Source organism: Roseovarius salis, from assembly GCF_044472985.1.
In the GTDB taxonomy this organism is placed as follows: Bacteria; Pseudomonadota; Alphaproteobacteria; order Rhodobacterales; family Rhodobacteraceae; genus Roseovarius; species Roseovarius salis.
This window is the reverse complement of sequence record NZ_JBISDG010000034.1, coordinates 1-15,064: the sequence shown is the minus strand read 5'-3', so window position 1 is coordinate 15,064 and position 15,064 is coordinate 1. Positions and strand designations below refer to the sequence as shown.

17 protein-coding genes are annotated in these 15,064 nt (G+C 67.0%); all 17 read right to left on the bottom strand.

Features of this window, described 5'->3' with window-relative positions:
* On the bottom strand, nucleotides 1–321 hold the full coding sequence (locus ACH13J_RS13760; protein ID WP_397543918.1) for a hypothetical protein: 321 nt from the start codon (nucleotides 319–321) through the stop codon (nucleotides 1–3).
* Between the two features lie 467 nt (nucleotides 322–788).
* Nucleotides 789–1,496, bottom strand: a complete 708-nt coding sequence (locus ACH13J_RS13755; RefSeq protein ID WP_397543917.1) for a class I SAM-dependent methyltransferase — start codon at nucleotides 1,494–1,496, stop codon at nucleotides 789–791.
* Between the two features lie 57 nt (nucleotides 1,497–1,553).
* A complete protein-coding gene (gene nuoF / locus ACH13J_RS13750; protein ID WP_397543916.1) occupies nucleotides 1,554–2,849 on the bottom strand; it encodes an NADH-quinone oxidoreductase subunit NuoF in 1,296 nt (431 codons plus the stop codon).
* Between the two features lie 4 nt (nucleotides 2,850–2,853).
* Nucleotides 2,854–3,090 (bottom strand): DUF5337 domain-containing protein, encoded by a 237-nt coding sequence (locus tag ACH13J_RS13745; protein WP_397543915.1) that lies wholly within the window; start codon nucleotides 3,088–3,090, stop codon nucleotides 2,854–2,856.
* A complete protein-coding gene (locus ACH13J_RS13740; protein WP_397543914.1) occupies nucleotides 3,087–3,794 on the bottom strand; it encodes an endonuclease in 708 nt (235 codons plus the stop codon). The genes ACH13J_RS13745 and ACH13J_RS13740 overlap by 4 nt, the downstream gene beginning before the upstream one ends.
* Nucleotides 3,795–3,817: 23 nt before the next feature.
* Nucleotides 3,818–4,420, bottom strand: coding sequence for a hypothetical protein (locus tag ACH13J_RS13735; RefSeq protein WP_397543913.1), 603 nt, complete (start codon nucleotides 4,418–4,420; stop codon nucleotides 3,818–3,820).
* 30 nt (nucleotides 4,421–4,450) lie between these two features.
* Nucleotides 4,451–5,659, bottom strand: coding sequence for an NADH-quinone oxidoreductase subunit E (locus tag ACH13J_RS13730; RefSeq protein ID WP_397543912.1), 1,209 nt, complete (start codon nucleotides 5,657–5,659; stop codon nucleotides 4,451–4,453).
* A 170-nt stretch (nucleotides 5,660–5,829) separates the two neighbouring features.
* Nucleotides 5,830–7,053: an NADH-quinone oxidoreductase subunit D gene (locus ACH13J_RS13725; RefSeq protein ID WP_397543911.1), complete on the bottom strand. Its 1,224-nt coding sequence runs from the start codon at nucleotides 7,051–7,053 to the stop codon at nucleotides 5,830–5,832.
* Nucleotides 7,050–7,220, bottom strand: a complete 171-nt coding sequence (locus ACH13J_RS13720; protein ID WP_397543910.1) for a hypothetical protein — start codon at nucleotides 7,218–7,220, stop codon at nucleotides 7,050–7,052. Before ACH13J_RS13720 ends, ACH13J_RS13725 begins: the two co-directional genes overlap by 4 nt.
* A gap of 29 nt (nucleotides 7,221–7,249) precedes the next feature.
* Nucleotides 7,250–7,858 carry an NADH-quinone oxidoreductase subunit C gene (locus ACH13J_RS13715; RefSeq protein WP_397543909.1) on the bottom strand — a complete coding sequence of 203 codons (609 nt, stop codon included), beginning with the start codon at nucleotides 7,856–7,858 and terminating at the stop codon, nucleotides 7,250–7,252.
* Nucleotides 7,855–8,478, bottom strand: a complete 624-nt coding sequence (locus ACH13J_RS13710; protein ID WP_397543908.1) for an NADH-quinone oxidoreductase subunit NuoB — start codon at nucleotides 8,476–8,478, stop codon at nucleotides 7,855–7,857. Before ACH13J_RS13710 ends, ACH13J_RS13715 begins: the two co-directional genes overlap by 4 nt.
* Nucleotides 8,469–8,834 carry an NADH-quinone oxidoreductase subunit A gene (locus tag ACH13J_RS13705; RefSeq protein WP_397543907.1) on the bottom strand — a complete coding sequence of 122 codons (366 nt, stop codon included), beginning with the start codon at nucleotides 8,832–8,834 and terminating at the stop codon, nucleotides 8,469–8,471. The genes ACH13J_RS13710 and ACH13J_RS13705 overlap by 10 nt, the downstream gene beginning before the upstream one ends.
* Nucleotides 8,835–9,109: 275 nt before the next feature.
* Nucleotides 9,110–9,895: a crotonase/enoyl-CoA hydratase family protein gene (locus ACH13J_RS13700; RefSeq protein WP_397543906.1), complete on the bottom strand. Its 786-nt coding sequence runs from the start codon at nucleotides 9,893–9,895 to the stop codon at nucleotides 9,110–9,112.
* 69 nt (nucleotides 9,896–9,964) lie between these two features.
* A complete protein-coding gene (locus ACH13J_RS13695; protein WP_397543905.1) occupies nucleotides 9,965–10,819 on the bottom strand; it encodes a hydroxymethylglutaryl-CoA lyase in 855 nt (284 codons plus the stop codon).
* Entirely contained in the window at nucleotides 10,812–11,483 is a 672-nt protein-coding gene (locus ACH13J_RS13690) for a glutathione S-transferase N-terminal domain-containing protein (protein WP_397543904.1), read from the bottom strand. Before ACH13J_RS13690 ends, ACH13J_RS13695 begins: the two co-directional genes overlap by 8 nt.
* Entirely contained in the window at nucleotides 11,480–13,429 is a 1,950-nt protein-coding gene (locus ACH13J_RS13685; protein ID WP_397543903.1) for an ATP-binding protein, read from the bottom strand. Before ACH13J_RS13685 ends, ACH13J_RS13690 begins: the two co-directional genes overlap by 4 nt.
* Nucleotides 13,430–13,572: 143 nt before the next feature.
* Nucleotides 13,573–15,064, bottom strand: a 1,492-nt coding sequence (locus tag ACH13J_RS13680; RefSeq protein ID WP_397543902.1) for a carboxyl transferase domain-containing protein, incomplete at its 5' end; no start/stop codon positions are given.

Genomic DNA, 15,064 nt, shown 5'->3' with positions numbered 1-15,064 from the left:
TCACTGCCCGGCGCAAAGCACTTCGTACCGCCCGGCACCGTCGGACGCGCCGACGATCAGCGACACCATGACGCCGCGGCCCTTGCAGGCCGCGCGCTCGGCAAAGGGGACGTAGGTTTCAAGATCGTCCGTCCCGATCGGCTGGCCGTCGCGGCGGCGCATGGTGACATAGACCTGTTCGCCCTTGATCGCCTTTCCGCTGTCGGAGGTCATCGCCACCGGCCGACGCGTCATCTCTGCCTCGAGGCTCTCCGACTGGACCGTTTCGGCCGCCGCCATGGCGGGTATCAAGGCCGCCGCTATCACCATCCACGATTTCATTGCGCAGCATCTCCCTTGCCTGCGTGTTCGCGCCACGGGCGTCCCGCGCGCGGATACGACCGGCCGACAGCATGGTCGCTGGTCCCCTCGTCGCGCAAATGCGACGGTCTTTCAAGCGCCTCGTCGCGCCCAAGCCGGTGCGCTTGGGGCCGCCACCGGGTCACCAGGAGCGGCGCGCCGGGTATACCGCGCGGCCCCACTCTGCGCGCGCGGGGCGGCTTGAACACGAAGTTTCCATGCGTTTCAACTGCTTGTCCGTCCGGGCGTTGCGCGACGCCCCGCGGCACATCACACAGGCCGCTCCGCGAAGCGTCCGCGCCCGGCGCGCGCGCCAAAACCATGATCGACACGAAACCCGCCGACCTGTCGGCCACTGCGCCGCGCCGCGCCTGCGGGACCACGAAACAGCCCGTACGCGCCTCGCGCTCGGCCGGATGATGTTCGGGACGGCCTGTCATGGATGCTCCTCAGGCCAGCCTCGAATGCGTGGGCTCGGGCATCCGGCCCTTCTCGATCACCACGATGGAATCGTGCACGTGGAGTCCGCTCACCGCCCCGTCCAGCGCCGGTACCTGCAGCTTGCGGCGGTGATAACGGCGGTGCATGTCATCGATGATCCCCCGAACGGTGTTGAAGAAATTTTCGGGCACATCGAAGCCGCCCTCGTGCCCTTTCCAGTAGGCGGCGTGAAGATCCTCGATCATGTAAGTGCCACCCTCGGACAGGCAGGGATAGAGCGCGCGCAAGGACGCCTCTATGTGGCTCATGCGATGACTGCCGTCATCGAGCACCACGTCGACGCCCCCCATCTCCTCGACCACCCGCGAGAGGAACTCCGGGTCATCCTGCGACCCGATCCTGACCTGGCCGAACAGCCCGTCGAACCGCGCGCAGCTCTTGCGCACGTCGACGCCGTAGAGCACCGCCCTGTCGCCAAGGAAGCGCCGCCACATCTGCAGGCTGCCGCCCTTGGCCACCCCGATCTCGAGGAAACGAACGGGCGTGTCGCGGTACTTGGCGAAATACCTGTCATAAAGCGGGATATAGTGGTGCCACTTGTGCACCTCGTAGTCCCGGTTGGTGGCGTATATCTCGGCCAGATCGCCATCATACCCGTACTTCTCGCGGATATCGGCGGCGACGTCATCGCCGCCGAAGGCATATTTCCGTATCATGCCGCCCCCTCTCGTGCCGGGGCGGGATATGTGCCGCGCACCGTCCGCACGGGGACGCTACTCTGCCGCAACGGCGCTCATGCGCCCGCTCTTCTGCGCCTTGATCCGGTCCTCGATCTCGTCACGGAAATTGCGGATGAGGCCCTGGATCGGCCATGCGGCGGCATCGCCCAAGGCACAGATCGTGTGACCCTCGACCTGCTTGGAGACGTCGTAGAGCATGTCGATCTCCTCGATCTCGGCCTCGCCGCGTACCAGCCGGTCCATGACCCGCATCATCCAGCCGCTGCCCTCGCGGCAGGGCGTGCACTGGCCGCAGCTTTCGTGCTTGTAGAACTTCGACAGCCGCCAGATCGCCTTGATGATGTCGGTTGACTGGTCCATCACGATCACAGCGGCCGTCCCGAGCGACGACCCCACGTCGCGCAGCGCGTCGAAATCCATGACCGCGTCCTTCATGGCCTCGCCACGCACGCAGGGCACCGACGATCCCCCCGGGATCACCGCCTTGAGGTTCTTCCAGCCGCCGCGCACGCCGCCGCAGTGCTTGTCGATCAGTTCCTCGAAGGGGATCGACATGGCGTCTTCTACCACGCAGGGATTGTTCACGTGCCCCGAGATCGCGTAGATCTTGGTGCCGGTGTTGTTGGGCCGGCCGAAGCCTGCGAACCACTCCGGGCCACGACGCAGAATGGTTGGCACAACGGCGATCGATTCCACGTTATTCACGGTCGTGGGGCAGCCATAGACCCCCGCACCGGCCGGGAAGGGCGGCTTCATCCGCGGCATGCCCTTCTTGCCCTCGAGGCTTTCCAGCAGCGCGGTTTCCTCGCCACAGATGTAGGCGCCCGCGCCATGCACGAGGTAGATGTCGAAATCCCAGCCCGATCCGCAGGCGTTGCGGCCGACCAGACCGGCCTCGTAGGCCTCGTCGATCGCCGCCTGCAGCGCCTCGCGCTCGCGGATGTATTCCCCCCGGATGTAGACGTAGCAGACATGCGCCCCCATGCCGAAGCTGGCGATCAGGCAGCCTTCGATCAGGGTGTGCGGATCGTGCCGCATGATCTCGCGGTCCTTGCAGGTTCCCGGCTCGGACTCGTCGGCGTTGACCACCAGATACGCCGGCCGACCATCGCTTTCCTTGGGCATGAAGGACCATTTCAGCCCGGTCGGGAACCCCGCGCCACCGCGGCCGCGCAGGCCGCTTGCCTTCACCTGCTCAACGATCCAGTCTCGCCCCTTCTGGATGAATTGCGCCGTGCCGTCCCAGTGGCCACGCGCCCGAGCGCCCTTGAGAGACCGGTCATGCATGCCGTAGAGATTGGTGAAGATACGGTCGTCGTCGTTGAGCATCCGCTTACCCCTGATTGTCCTGGCGCATCCGCCAGTATTGGAAGATCAGCCAGAAGGCAAAGACAAAGCCCGCCAGCGCCGCCAGATCGAAGACCAGCCTGAGCCCCTGGCTGAAGCCTTCCTTGTCCCCGACCAGCGTCGCCAGCACCCACAGCAACGCCGTTCCGGCGATCACCAAGGCGGCTTGCCGCCCCTTGCGGGCGGCCGGATCGTGCCTGTTCGTGCCTCCGGTTCCGTTCAATATACCTCTCCGTCCCCCACGCGCCTGGAGAACTCCGTCTCTCCGCCGGCGGCGAGGGTCTTGGCCTGTTCGACCCAGTCGTCGCGGCTGACGCGCCCCCGGAAACCCTCCAGGTTCTCGTCAACCCACGCGACCTCGTCCGCGGCCCATGCCGCGATCTGGTCGAAATGGTAGTAGCCCATGGAATTGAGCAGCTGTTCCAGCTTGGGGCCGATACCCTTGATCTGTTTCAGATCGTCGGGCTGTCCACCGCGCGCCCGGTCGAGGCCCTCGGGCCGCACGCCACCCTGCGGGGCCGGTGCCGCGCCGGTCGCGGCGCGCTCACCCTCGTATTTCCATGCTCCCTTGCGCGCCGCCAGTTCCTGCTCGCCCGGCAGCTGGTTCCCCGAGGCGACCGCGCCCGTCCTGGCCGTCGCCGCATGCGCACCTTCCGCCTGGGCCTGCTCTGCGCGTTCCGCGTCCTTGGGTGCCGATGCCTTGGTCCCCGTCGTCGCGCCGCGAGGCCCAGTGGCAGGCAGCTCGCGGCAGAAAAGGAACGTGAACAACAGCCCCAGCCCGACAACGATCACGCCGCCGAGAAACAGCGAAGCCATGATCCCGAGATTGCCGATTGTCAGCATCAGGATCACCGCCAAGACACCGGCCGCGGCCGCCATGAGCCAGCAGCCTGCGCCGCAGCTCAGTCCGGAAGTGTTATTCGCCATGGTACCATCCCCCTGTTGATAGGTCATGGCGCGGCCTTGGTGCGGGCCGCGCCCGCACCAGTCATAACACGGTTTTCGCCCGGCGTCTGCGCATCGGCCATCAGGGCCCGGGCCTGGCCCACCCAGTCATCGCGCGTGACGCGGCCGCGAAATCCCTTGAGGTTGCTGTCCATCCACGCCACCTCGCGCGGCGACCACGCGGCGATCTGGTCGAAATGGTAGATCCCGTGCCGGTGGCAGAGCGTCTCCAGCGCGGGGCCGATCCCCTTGATCCGCGTCAGGTCGTCCGCACGCCCGTGGCGCGGCGCGGGCAGCGCGGCGGGGCGGGCCGGGTCGCCTTGCTCGCTGTCCGGTCCGCCGGGAGATACCGCTGCTTCCGTCCCGGACTTGTAGCTGTCGTCCCGCTCGAGCCCCATGACGAGGCCGAGATTGCGCGCCATGCCGGGATCCTTGCAGATCATGCGCGACACCGCCGTGGCCACCAGAACGGCCAGCCCGCCGCAGAACATCAACGCGGCAATGACATCGAGCCGGGGGAGCAGTTCGCCAAACGCCAGCAGGCCGGCGAGCGCGGCAACGCCCCAACAGGCCCACAGGCAGATGTCCGGTTTCCCCGTCTGCGGCATCGCGTCATTCCCTCAACGGCGCACCGGACTTCAGTCGCCGTCGCTGTCGGCGGATCCGGTCGCGCCCCCCTCGGCGAGCACCTTCGCCTGCTGCACCCAGTCGTCGCGGCTGACCCTGCCCTTGAAACCAACAAGGTTCTCGTCGGCCCACGCGACCTCTTCCTCGGTCCACTCGGCGATCTGGTCGAAATGAAAGATCCCGATGTCGTGCAGCAGCGACTCCAGCTTGGGGCCGACACCCTTGATCAACTTCAGGTTGTCGGCCGCACCGCCTTCGGGCCGATCAAGCGTGCGAGGTTTCTTGCCCATGCCGGCCTCGACACCGGGCTCCGCGGGCTCGCGCACGGGCTGCGTGCCGGGGGCGTCCTGGGGGCTGGCCTTCTTCTTGGCCTGGGCCTGACGCTTGGAGCGCCCCGTCGCATCGACGGCCGCGCCGTTGCCGGGACGCGGCTCCGTTTCCATGCGTTCGCCCACCTCGCCCGGCGTTCCGGTCACGTAAGAGGCCGGGTCGGCCGGCTGGTGGTTGGCGCCCTTGTCGCGCCACGGCGTGATCAGCGGCACCTCGGTTCCGTCGATCCGCTTGATCGTGTCGTTCATCTGCGTGGCCAGCTCGACCGAGGCGTTGTACCGGGTGCGCCCGCTCTCGAACTCCTTCAGCGTCGTGAGGCCGTGCTCCGGCTCAGAGGCGTAGCGCCCCGTCTGCGGCCCCGGCACGGGCACGTTGCCCGCCGCGAGGTCGTCGAGGATCTCGCCCAGCCGTTCAGCGGTCAGGTCCTCGTAGTAATCTTTCCCGATCTGCGCCATCGGCGCGTTGGCGCAAGCGCCGAGGCATTCCACCTCCTCCCAGCTGAACTTGCCATCGGGGCTGAGTTCGTGGGGGTTCGGCGCGATCTTCTCGCGGCAAACGCCAACAAGATCCTCGGCCCCGCAGATCATGCAGGACGTGGTGCCGCAAACCTGTACATGTGCAACGGACCCGGTCGGTTGCAGCTGGAACATGAAGTAGAAGCTGGCAACCTCCAGCGCGCGGATATGGGCCATGTCCAGCATGTCCGCGACGTACTCGATGGCCGGGCGCGTCAGCCACCCCTCCTGTTCCTGCGCGCGCCACAACAGCGGTATGATGGCGCTGGCTTGCCGGCCCTCGGGGTACTTGGTGATCTGCGCTTCGGCCCAGGCTTGGTTCGCCTCGGTGAAGGCAAAGCTGTCGGGCTGTTCGTGGTGAAGGCGTCTCAGCATCTAGGTACTGGCTCCCGTAGTCAGTTTCACGCCACCGTCGGGCCGGGTCGGGGCCCCGTCGGCGGCCGTGTAGGACATGATATCAAGTGCTTGCGCTCGGTCAGGGCCGCCCGGCATCACCGCGGCCGGCTTGGGCCACGGCACCGGCTTCGCGACATGCCACCGTCGCGTCACCGGTCCACCTCACCGAACACGATGTCCAGCGTGCCGATGATCGCCGCGACATCGGCCAGCTGGTGCCCGCCAGCGACGTGGTCCATCGCCTGCAGGTGCAGGTACCCCGGCGCACGCAACTTCGCGCGGTAGGGTTTGTTGGTCCCATCCGAAACCATGTAGACCCCGAACTCGCCCTTGGGGGCCTCGACGGCGGCATAGACCTCGCCCGCCGGGACGCGGAACCCCTCGGTGTAGAGCTTGAAGTGATGGATCAGCGCCTCCATAGAGGTCTTCATGTCGCCGCGGGTCGGCGGGGTGATCTTGCCGCGGGCCAGGATGTCGCCCTGCCCCTCGGGCGCGCGCAGCTTGTCGATGGCCTGCTTGATGATCAAGGTCGACTGCCGCATCTCCTCCATGCGGCAAAGATAGCGATCGTAGCAGTCGCCGTTCTTGCCCACGGGCACCCGGAAATCGAACTCGTCATAGCACTCATAGGGCTGTGCCCGGCGCAAATCCCATGCAAGCCCCGAGCCGCGCACCATCACGCCCGAAAAGCCCCACTGCTGGATGTCCTCTTCGGTCACGACACCGATATCGCAGTTGCGCTGCTTGAAAATACGGTTCTCCGTCAGCAGCCCGTCGAGGTCGTCGACGACCTTGGGAAACTCTTCGGCCCACTGCTCGATATCGTCCAGCAACTCGGGCGGCAGGTCCTGGTGGACCCCGCCGGGCCGGAAATAGGCCGCGTGAAGCCGCGCGCCGCAGGCACGCTCGTAAAAGACCATGAGCTTTTCACGCTCCTCGAACCCCCATAGCGGCGGAGTCAGCGCGCCCACGTCCATCGCCTGCGTCGTCACGTTGAGCAGGTGGTTGAGCACGCGCCCGATCTCGCAGAACAGCACCCGGATCAGCTGCGCCCGGCGGGGCACCTGCGTACCGCAGAGCTTCTCGATCGCCAGGCACCAGGCATGTTCCTGGTTCATCGGCGCGACGTAGTCGAGCCGGTCGAGATAGGGCAGGTTCTGCAGGTAGGTGCGGCTTTCCATCAGCTTCTCGGTGCCGCGATGCAGAAGGCCGATATGCGGGTCGCACCGCTCGACGATCTCGCCGTCAAGTTCCAGCACCAGCCGCAAAACACCATGCGCCGCAGGGTGTTGCGGGCCAAAGTTCAGGTTGAAATTGCGGATCTTCTGCTCGCCGGTCTGGGCGTCTTCGAATCCCTTGGAGACGTCTTTCATCCCTGGCCTCCCTTACGATCGGCCCCGAAGGCCATGATATACAGCAGGATCAGCGCGCACAGCGGAAAGACGGCCGTGACCGCCCACCAGCTACTGATCCCGAACTGCGGCAACAGCTTCCAGAACGGCACCACGAACGCCACCGAGAGCAGAACGAGCCATATCATGCTGCCACCTCTCTCAGCGCCTTGCCCGGTCATTCAGGCGCGTCCTGCTTCTCGTCGCCCGGCAGGATGTAATCCGCGCCCTCCCACGGGCTCATGAAATCGAACTGACGGTACTCCTGCACGAGTTTGACCGGCTCATAGACAACCCGCTTCTGCTCCTCGTCGTAACGCACCTCGGTGTAGCCGGTGGTCGGGAAATCCTTGCGCAGCGGATGGCCGCGAAAACCATAATCGGTCAGGATGCGGCGCAGGTCCGGGTGCCCGGTGAACAGCAGGCCGAACATGTCGAACACCTCGCGCTCGAACCAGTTGGCCGATGGATGAACCCCGGTGATCGACGGCACCATGTCCTCTTCCCGCGCCGCCGCGCGCAGGCGGATGCGCTGGTTCTGGTACATGCTGAGAAACTGGTACACCACGTCGAACCGCTTGGGCCTCTCGGGATAGTCCACGGCCGTTATGTCCACCAAAGTGCTGAACTGGCAGGTCGGGTCTGTCTTGAGAAACTCGGTGATGCCGGCGATGTTGTTGAGCGCGACATCGACGTTGAGCTCGTTGAACGCGATATCCCAGCCGAGAACGCAGTCCGGGCGCTTGCCGGCGATATGTTCGCCGAGGGCTTTCAGTGCACTCGTCATCTCACGATCGTCCCTGTCCGGCGGATTTTGCGCTGCAGCTGCATGATCCCGTACAACAACGCCTCTGCCGTCGGCGGGCAGCCGGGCACGTAGACGTCCACCGGCACGATCCGGTCGCAGCCGCGCACGACGGAATAGCTGTAGTGGTAGTAGCCCCCGCCATTGGCGCATGACCCCATCGAGATGACGTAGCGCGGCTCGGGCATCTGGTCATACACCTTGCGCAGGGCCGGCGCCATCTTGTTGCAAAGCGTTCCCGCAACGATCATCAGATCGGACTGGCGCGGGCTTGCGCGCGGCGCGGTACCGAAACGCTCCATGTCGTAGCGCGGCATGGAGGTGTGCATCATTTCCACCGCGCAGCACGCCAGACCGAAGGTCATCCAGTGCAGGCTTCCCGTCCGGGCCCAGTTGATGATGTCCTCGGTCGAGGTGACGAGAAAGCCCTTGTCCTGCAGCTCGCGGTTAAGGTCCTGCGCCGCCGGCTCTCGGACGAAGCCCGCACGGTGCGCCTCGACCGGCACTTCGCTGGACGGGCCGCTCTTGACCCTGTCCGCCTGCGGCCCCTGGCCCTGCGTCGGGGTGACGAGCGCGTCGTCGGTCTCGTTGTTCACTCCCATTCCATGGCCCCCTTTCTCCATTCATAGGCAAAGCCAGCCGTCAGCACCGCGAGGAACACCATCATGGACCAGAAAGCCGCCATGCTGATGTCCTGGAACGCCACGGCCCAGGGAAACAGCATCGCGATCTCGAGATCGAAGATGATGAAAAGGATCGAGACGAGGTAGAAGCGGATGTCGAACTTCATGCGCGCGTCGTCAAACGCATTGAAGCCGCATTCGTAGGCGCTGACCTTTTCGGGGTCGGGGTGACGGACGGCAATGACGACAGCGGCAAGGATCAGGACGAGACCAAGGCCGATGGCAATGCCCAGGAGGACGAGGACAGGGAGGTATTCCCTCAGCATCTCTTCCACGATGTGGCTCCTTTCATGCGCGGGCGCGCGCATCAAGATGGCTGCAGTGACTGGACCGGGTTTACCCCCGGCCCATGACGGGGTCAACCGAGGGGGTACAATTTCACGTGCCCCCCGTCCCAGCCGGGACGCGTTGCCGCACCGCCCCGATGCCGTCGAAAAACACCCGCGATTTCAACACTCTCTGTCGTAGCACGATACCTAGTGCGCTCGGCCGGCGCTGCAATGCCCGGCCTTGGCCGAGTTTTCAGGTCGGCCCGGCACGGCCGCGCCACTCAGCCGGCCGACCAGCCGGGCTTTCGCCTTTCGAAGAACGCCGCGACCCCCTCGTGCGCCTCCTGCTGCTCCCACGCCTCGGCCAGCGCCGAGATCGTGTGCTCGATGGTGGCCGCGTCGATGCGCGGGCCGAGGCTGCGCAAGAGTGCCTTGGAGCGCGCCACCGCGCCCGGCGCACAGGACAGGTAGGGGGTGATCTCCTCTTCCACCGCCGCATCCAGCGCGTCGCCCGGCACCGCGCGCGCCAAAAGGCCGAGCGCCACCGCCTCCGCCGCGTCGAAGCGGCGCCCCGACATGAAGACGCGCCGCGCCCGCGCCTCGCCCATCCGCGCGCAGACATAGGGGCCGATGGTGGCCGGGACGAGCCCAAGGCGCGTCTCGGTCAGCCCCATCAGCACGGTATCGGCGCCGATGGCCACGTCACAGACGCTGGCCATGCCCACACCGCCGCCAAAGGCGTTTCCGTGCACCCGCCCGATGAGTGGCTTGGGCAGCGTGTTGAGCGCCTGCAACATCATGGCCAGCTTTGTCGCCTCGCGTTTGCGCGTCTCCGGCTCCGCCTCGAACTGGTCGCGCATCCAGCCAAGGTCGCCCCCCGCGCAGAAACTCCTGCCCCGGGCGGCCAAGACCACGACACGCACATTCTCGTCCCCTCCAAGCTCCTGCGCGGCGGCGTGGAGCTCGTCGATCATCTGCGCCGACAGCGCGTTGTGCTTTTGTCCCCGGTCCAGCCAGAGCGTCGCCACGCCCCGCGCGTCGCGCTCGATGCTGATTGTGCCGAACATGCTCCTCCTCCTCCTCGATCCAGGGTCCTTCAGTGTCCACGGCCGGTAATCTTCGTGGGCGTTACCGGCTCAGCGGCCGCGCATGGCGCGCGCCATCTCCGCTGCCCGATCCAGAACATCCGGGTCGAGCCCCGTCGCGTAGCCAAGCGCCGCAAGGCGCCTGTGCACGGTCTCGGTGGCCACGTTTCCGGCCGCACCGGGCGCGTAAGGGCACCCGCCCAGCCCTCCGACGGCGGCATCGAAGACCCGCAAGCCCCTTGCAAGCGAGGCCTCGATATTCTCGAGCGCCCGGCCCGACGTATCGTGATAGTGACCGGCGAGCCGTTCTGCCGGGACCGCCCCCGTCACGGCGGCCAGCATCGCGTCGATCCGCTCCGGCGTGCCCTGCCCGATCGTGTCGCCGAGGCTGATCTCGTAACACCCCATGGCGAACAGGCGTTCAGCGACGCGCGCCACCTGTCCGGGCGCCACGGTGCCGTCATACGGACAATCGGTGACGCAGGAGACATACCCCCGCACCGGCAGCCCGGCCGCCCGCGCCGCCCCTGCGACGGGCGCGAAGCGCTCAAGGCTCTCGGCGATCGTGGCGTTGATGTTGGCCTTGGAGAAGCCCTCCGAGGCCGCGCCGAAGATCGCCACCTCGTCGGCGCCCGCCGCCTGCGCCGCCTCGAAGCCGCGCATGTTCGGCGTCAGCGCGGCGTAGCGCACGCCGGGCGCGCGGGTAATCCCGGCCAGAACCTCGGCCGAGTCGGCCATCTGCGGCACCCATTTGGGGCTGACGAAACTTGCCACCTCGATCCGGGCAAAGCCTGCCGCGCTCAACGTGTCGATGAGCGCGATCTTGTCGGCTGTCGGAATCGGTCGTGCCTCGTTCTGGAGCCCGTCGCGCGGCCCCACCTCGAAGATCTCGGCGCGGTCATGCATCGGCGGGCACCTCGTAGAAGGGGCGGTCGTAGAGCAAAGCCCCCTCGGGATCGGGCAGCGCAGCCTGAAAGCCCGGGCGCGCCGTGATCCGCTCATACCACGCCGCGGTTTCCGGGAACCCGTCGAGCACCGCGAAATGCCGTGCCATGTAGACGGCCTGCCCAACACAGATATCGCAGGCCGAGAAGCCGCTGGTCAGGATATGGTCGCGGTTTTCCACCGGGGTGCTGAGCTGCGCCTCGATCGCGGCATAGCATTTTCGCAGACGCGCTGCCTCCAGCTTCATCACCGTGGGGCTGCGCATGGAGGGCTGGTAGAGCATGATATGCTGTTGGGTCAGGATTGCCACGTGCTGGCTGATCGTCTCGGCGAAATGCACCCACATCAACCAGTCCATGCGCCCCATCTCGCCCGGCATACGGCCGAGCCCGGCCTCGGGGAATTTCTCGCACAGGTATTCCACCATGGCACCGGATTCGAACATGCGCTCGCCCTCGATTTCGAGCGCGGGCACGCGGCCCGCGGGAGAGAGGCTGAGAAATTCCGGCCGCCGCAGCGACTTGTCGAAGGGATGCACGACGACCTGGAACTCGACGCCGAGCTCGTGCAGCAACCACAGCACGCGCATGGAGCGCGTCTGGGGAACGTGGTGAAGGGTAATCATGCCGCCTCTCCTCCTTCCGTCTCGAGCCGGACCAGAGCCGTCCCGGCACCGACCTGCGCGCCCTCCTCGACCAGCACCTCGGCCACGACGCCGTCGCGCGCCGCCAACAGGCTGTGTTCCATCTTCATCGCCTCCAGCACGGCCAGCCGGTCTCCCGCCCGGACGGCCTGGCCGGGATGTGCGCTCAATGCCTTCACGAGCCCGGGCATCGGCGCCTCGATCACGTCGGCATCGCCCGCGGCAAGGCTGTGACGCTCCAGCAGGTCGACAACCTCGAAGCTCAGCCCGTAATGCGCGAAAACGCTGACCAGCGCGCCGTTGACGGCCACCGGCGGCGCGGCCTCGCCATCAAGCTGCCAGCGCCCGCCGCTGCGCCGCGCCTCCACCGTGGCCTCGTCCACGATCACGTCATGCGCATCCGCCGACAGCGTGCGCACCTTGACAACCACCTCCTCGCCGCCCCGGCGCAGATGCACGCTGCGCATCAGCGGCGTCCACAGGATGAACCCGGTCTCGAATCCGGCCCTGTCCAGCAACCCCAGCGCGGCCAGCGCGGCCAGCGCGGTCTCCCGCGGGCCGGGCTCGGGCACCACGACCAGCGCCTCCAGGTCGCGCTCGATCAGCCCGGTATCCACGTCACCGCCGGCAAACCCCTTGTGATGCGTCAGCGCCCCCAGGAAAGCCAGGTTCGTCACCGTTCCCGCCACCTGGCAATCGCCAAGCGCCGTCGCCATCCGCCGCAGCGCCCCGGCCCGCGTGGCGCCATGCGTGATCAGCTTGGCGATCATCGGATCGTAGAACGGCGAGATCTCGTCGCCCGCCCGCACCCCGCTGTCGGCGCGCACACCTTCGGGAAACGCCAGATGCGCCAGCCGCCCCGTGGCGGGCAGGAACCCCTTGGGCACATCCTCGGCATAAAGCCGCGCCTCGAAAGCGTGGCCGGTGATGGCAAGCTCCTCCTGACGCATGGGCAGCCCCTCGCCGCTGGCCACGCGCAACTGCCACTCCACGAGGTCCACGCCGGTGACCGCCTCGGTCACGGGGTGTTCCACCTGCAGCCGGGTGTTCATCTCCATGAACCAGAACCCGTCGGTCCGCAGCCCGCGCGAGCCGTCGACGATGAATTCCACCGTGCCGGCCCCCTTGTAGCCGATCGCCTCGGCCGCGCGCACCGCCGCCTGCCCCATCGCCGCGCGCATCTCGGCGGTCATGCCCGGCGCCGGTGCCTCCTCGATCACCTTCTGGTGGCGCCGCTGCAGCGAGCAGTCGCGCTCGAACAGGTGCACCGCGCGTTCCCCGTCGCCGAACACCTGCACCTCGATATGGCGCGGCTTGGCGATGAACTTCTCGATCAGCACCGCATCGTTGCCGAACGCCGTCTTCGCCTCGCCCCGCGCGCTTTCCAGCGCCTCGGCGAATCTCTCCGGGGCCTCGACCAGCCGCATCCCCTTGCCGCCGCCGCCCGCCACGGCCTTGATGAGGACCGGATAGCCGATCGCGTCGGCCGCGCCCGACAAATGCTCGGGGTCCTGGTTGTCGCCGTGATAGCCCGGCACAACCGGCACGCCCGCCTCTTCCATCAGCTTCTTTGCGGCATCCTTCAGACCCATCGCGCGGATGGCGCTGGCCGAGGGGCCGATGAAGGTCAGCCCCGCCGCCTCCACCGCCTCGACGAAATCGGGGTTCTCGCTGAGAAACCCGTAGCCGGGGTGGATGCCCTGCGCGCCCGTCTCCAGCGCCACCTCGATGATCCGGTCGCCCCGCAGGTAGCTTTCCGAGGGCGCCGACCCGCCGATATGCACCGCCCGGTCGGCCATCGCCACATGCTTGGCGGTGCGGTCCGCATCCGAAAAGACCGCCACGGTGCGCACGCCCATGGCCCGCGCGGTCGCGATCACGCGAGCCGCGATCTCGCCCCGGTTCGCGATCAGGATGGTGTCAAACATGATGCCTCACCTCGTGCCTTCCGTGCAGTTGCATCCTTGCCACGCGAGGGGCCTGCCCCTCGCGCTCCCCGGGGTATTTGCCCCAAGAAGAAGAGGCCGGGCGGCGGCCCGATATCGGCCTGCAAAGTCGTCCCATTGCCCCATCACATCCTGAACACGCCGAAGCGCGTCTCCTCGATCGGCGCGTTCAGCGCCGCCTTGAGGCTCAGGCCGAGCACGTCGCGGGTCTTGCGCGGGTCGATGATCCCGTCATCCCACAGCCGCGCGCTGGCATAAAGCGGGTGGCTCTGGCGCTCGAACTGTTCCAGCGTGGGGCGCTTGAACTCGTCCTCTTCCTCCTGCGACCATGTTGCCCCCTTGCGTTCGATCGCGTCGCGCTTGACCGTGGCGAGCACCCCCGCCGCCTGTTCGCCCCCCATCACGCAGATCCGCGAATTCGGCCATGTCCACATGAAGCGCGGCTGATAAGCCCTTCCGGCCATGCCATAATTCCCAGCGCCGAAGGATCCGCCGACGAGCATCGTGATCTTTGGCACGGAGGTCGTGGCCACCGCCGTCACCAGCTTGGCCCCGTGACGGGCGATACCCTCGCTTTCATAGGCGCGGCCCACCATGAACCCGGTGATGTTCTGCAGGAACACCAGCGGGATGCGCCGCTGGCTGCAAAGCTCGACGAAATGCGCCCCCTTTTGCGCGGACTCGGAGAACAGAACCCCGTTATTGGCGATGATCCCAACCGGGCAGCCCTGCACATGCGCAAAGCCGCAGACCAGCGTCTCGCCGAAACGCGCCTTGAACTCGTCGAAACGGGAGCCGTCCACGACGCGCGCGATCACTTCCCTTATGTCGTAGGGTGTGCGCAGGTCGGGCGGCACGATGCCGAGGATCTCGTCGGGATCGAAGGCCGGCTCCTCGGGGCTGGCCCAGGCGACGGTGTCGGGGCGGCACCGGTTGAGGCCCGCCACGGCGCGGCGCGCGATGGCCAGCGCGTGGCCGTCATCCTCGGCCAGGTAATCGGCGACGCCCGAAAGCCGGGTGTGCACGTCGCCGCCGCCGAGATCCTCGGCGGTGACGATCTCGCCCGTGGCGGCCTTGACCAGCGGCGGCCCGCCAAGGAATATCGTGCCCTGTTCCTTGACGATGATGGTGACATCCGACATCGCGGGCACATAGGCGCCGCCGGCCGTGCAGGACCCCATGACGACCGCGATCTGCGGAATGCCAGCCGCGCTCATGTTCGCCTGGTTGTAGAAGATGCGCCCGAAATGGTCGCGGTCGGGGAACACCTCGTCCTGGTTGGGCAGGTTCGCACCGCCCGAATCGACAAGGTAGATGCAAGGCAACCGGCATTCCGCCGCGATCTCCTGCGCGCGCAGGTGCTTCTTGACCGTCATGGGGTAATAGGTGCCACCCTTCACGGTGGCATCGTTGCATACCACCATGCAGTCGGTGCCCGACACCCGGCCGATACCCGCGACAACGCCCGCGCAGGGTGCCGCGCCGTCATACATGCCGTGCGCCGCCGTCGCCCCGACCTCGAGGAAGGGGCTGCCCGGATCCAGAAGGTTGGCCACCCGCTCGCGCGGCGGCATCTTGCCCCGGGCGCGCTGGCGGTCGCGGGCGGCCTCGCCCCCG

Excerpts from the sequence above, each read along its gene's own strand:
- ACH13J_RS13715 (WP_397543909.1), bottom strand. The coding sequence starts at position 7,858 with ATGACGAGTGCACTGAAAGCCCTCGGCGAACATATCGCCGGCAAGCGC.
- ACH13J_RS13740 (WP_397543914.1), bottom strand. The coding sequence starts at position 3,794 with ATGGCGAATAACACTTCCGGACTGAGCTGCGGCGCAGGCTGCTGGCTC.
- ACH13J_RS13710 (WP_397543908.1), bottom strand. The coding sequence starts at position 8,478 with ATGGGAGTGAACAACGAGACCGACGACGCGCTCGTCACCCCGACGCAG.
- ACH13J_RS13735 (WP_397543913.1), bottom strand. The coding sequence starts at position 4,420 with ATGCCGCAGACGGGGAAACCGGACATCTGCCTGTGGGCCTGTTGGGGC.
- ACH13J_RS13725 (WP_397543911.1), bottom strand. The coding sequence starts at position 7,053 with ATGAAAGACGTCTCCAAGGGATTCGAAGACGCCCAGACCGGCGAGCAG.
- ACH13J_RS13720 (WP_397543910.1), bottom strand. The coding sequence starts at position 7,220 with ATGATATGGCTCGTTCTGCTCTCGGTGGCGTTCGTGGTGCCGTTCTGG.
- ACH13J_RS13730 (WP_397543912.1), bottom strand. The coding sequence starts at position 5,659 with ATGCTGAGACGCCTTCACCACGAACAGCCCGACAGCTTTGCCTTCACC.
- nuoF (WP_397543916.1), bottom strand. The coding sequence starts at position 2,849 with ATGCTCAACGACGACGACCGTATCTTCACCAATCTCTACGGCATGCAT.
- ACH13J_RS13690 (WP_397543904.1), bottom strand. The coding sequence starts at position 11,483 with ATGATTACCCTTCACCACGTTCCCCAGACGCGCTCCATGCGCGTGCTG.
- ACH13J_RS13755 (WP_397543917.1), bottom strand. The coding sequence starts at position 1,496 with ATGATACGGAAATATGCCTTCGGCGGCGATGACGTCGCCGCCGATATC.
- ACH13J_RS13760 (WP_397543918.1), bottom strand. The coding sequence starts at position 321 with ATGAAATCGTGGATGGTGATAGCGGCGGCCTTGATACCCGCCATGGCG.
- ACH13J_RS13695 (WP_397543905.1), bottom strand. The coding sequence starts at position 10,819 with ATGCATGACCGCGCCGAGATCTTCGAGGTGGGGCCGCGCGACGGGCTC.
- ACH13J_RS13700 (WP_397543906.1), bottom strand. The coding sequence starts at position 9,895 with ATGTTCGGCACAATCAGCATCGAGCGCGACGCGCGGGGCGTGGCGACG.
- ACH13J_RS13685 (WP_397543903.1), bottom strand. The coding sequence starts at position 13,429 with ATGTTTGACACCATCCTGATCGCGAACCGGGGCGAGATCGCGGCTCGC.